This window comes from Arthrobacter sp. NPDC056691, from assembly GCF_042791415.1.
Classification (GTDB): domain Bacteria; phylum Actinomycetota; class Actinomycetes; order Actinomycetales; family Micrococcaceae; genus Arthrobacter.
In genome coordinates, this window is sequence record NZ_JBHTXX010000047.1 from 1 (window position 1) to 1,484 (window position 1,484).

Sequence of the window (1,484 nt, forward strand, 5' to 3'; positions counted from 1 at the left end):
CCCCACCTTTATGGTGGGGCCCGCCGTCGTTCTGTGCTTAAGTCGTTCTGCGCTTAAGTTGCTCCGCTGCTTTCGGCCGGCGCTAGCTGGCCTTCTGCGACGCCAGCAGCTCGACGAGACCCGAGAGCGCCGCCTCGGCTTCACCGAGGCTTCTGCCCACCGGCAGGGCTGATTCCTTTACCGCCAGCTCTACCTCGCAGCCACAGTTGAAGTCAGCAGTCATGACCTCGAGCAGGGAGCGGGCGTCTACGGCGTCAATGCCGTTCTTGCGGATGGTCACCGGCAAGCCTGTCTCTGTGACCGCGCGGACGAACACCGCTGCCGGCCTGGCGTGCAGGCCGATGGCCGCAGAAACTATTGCCTTACGAACGGGCAACTGGACTCCTTCGTCTTGGACGGGATGGCACATTTGGGGGGAAGCCGCCGTCGTCTTTCTAAATTGTTCGCCTTTAAGAATATCGGCCCCGGTGAGGTCAACCTGCCGCTTGCTGGCCTGGTCTAGACCTGTGGCCGCGTAGGCTTACCCTTGAACTGTGATACTGCAATACAGGAGTGGCCGCCGTGCCAGCTAACGTGGCCGGCATTGCCGGTGAAATCGACAGATCCAGCGGGACACCGATTTACGTCCAGCTCCGTGAGATCCTCAGGACCTACATCGCGACGTCCTGCCCGCCGGGCTCGGCGCTACCCTCCGAACGGGACCTCGCCGAGCGGTTCGGCCTCGCCCGGATGACCGTCCGCCAGGCCATCGACGCCCTGGTGGGGGAAGAGGTCATCGAACGGGTGGTGGGCCTGGGCACCTTCGTCCGGAAGCCGAAGCTCGATCTCCAGGTCAAGCTGACCTCCTACAGCGAGGAAATGCAGCGCCGCGGCATGGTCCCGGCCGCGAAGGTACTGAGCTTTGAGCAGATCGCCGCCAGCGCCTTCCTGGCACGGGAACTCCAGCTGGAGGAGGGAACACCCCTGGTGCGTTTCCGGCGCCTTCTGCTGGCCGATAACGAGCCAATGAGCGTGGATGAGAACTTCATCCCCGCCCACCGGGTGCCGGGGCTGCTCGACGGCGAGCCGCCCACCTCGCTCTACAACGTCCTCAGCGAACAGTTCGGCCTGGTCATGGAATGGGGCGAGGACATGATCGAGGCCACGGCTGCGTCACCCTCAACCGCACGGCTGCTCAACGTTGAAATCGGCGCGCCACTGCTGAAGATCCAGCGGCATGCCTTTGTCGCCCGCTCGATGGTGGACTACTCGGTGTCCTACTACCGGGCAGACCGGTACAAGCTGTGGGTTCCGCTGCAGCGGCCCGGCGTTCGGCCAACCCGGAACTACGCGTCGGGTTACCGTCAGCAGTAGCCGGGCTGGCTTCCTGCCCGCAAAGGGGTTCTGTTCGGAGCACAGAGAAGGGGCCCGCGGCGGGGGACGGGCCGACAGAGTGTAGAAGGGGTGCGGCAGGCGAGAGTGTAGCGGTGTTTTTTAAAAAAACA

At 63.9% G+C, this 1,484-nt stretch carries 2 protein-coding genes; one reads left to right on the forward strand and one right to left on the reverse strand.

What is annotated here, in order from left to right; translation table 11 throughout:
* Positions 1–82 precede the first annotated feature (82 nt).
* Positions 83–376: an HPr family phosphocarrier protein gene (locus ACFRAU_RS24265; protein WP_377998227.1), complete on the reverse strand. Its 294-nt coding sequence runs from the start codon at positions 374–376 to the stop codon at positions 83–85.
* Positions 377–561: 185 nt separating this feature from the next.
* Here ACFRAU_RS24265 and ACFRAU_RS24270 point away from each other — a divergent pair, with 185 nt between their 5' ends.
* Positions 562–1,353 carry a GntR family transcriptional regulator gene (locus ACFRAU_RS24270; protein WP_377998226.1) on the forward strand — a complete coding sequence of 264 codons (792 nt, stop codon included), beginning with the start codon at positions 562–564 and terminating at the stop codon, positions 1,351–1,353.
* The last annotated feature ends 131 nt before the right edge of the window (positions 1,354–1,484 follow it).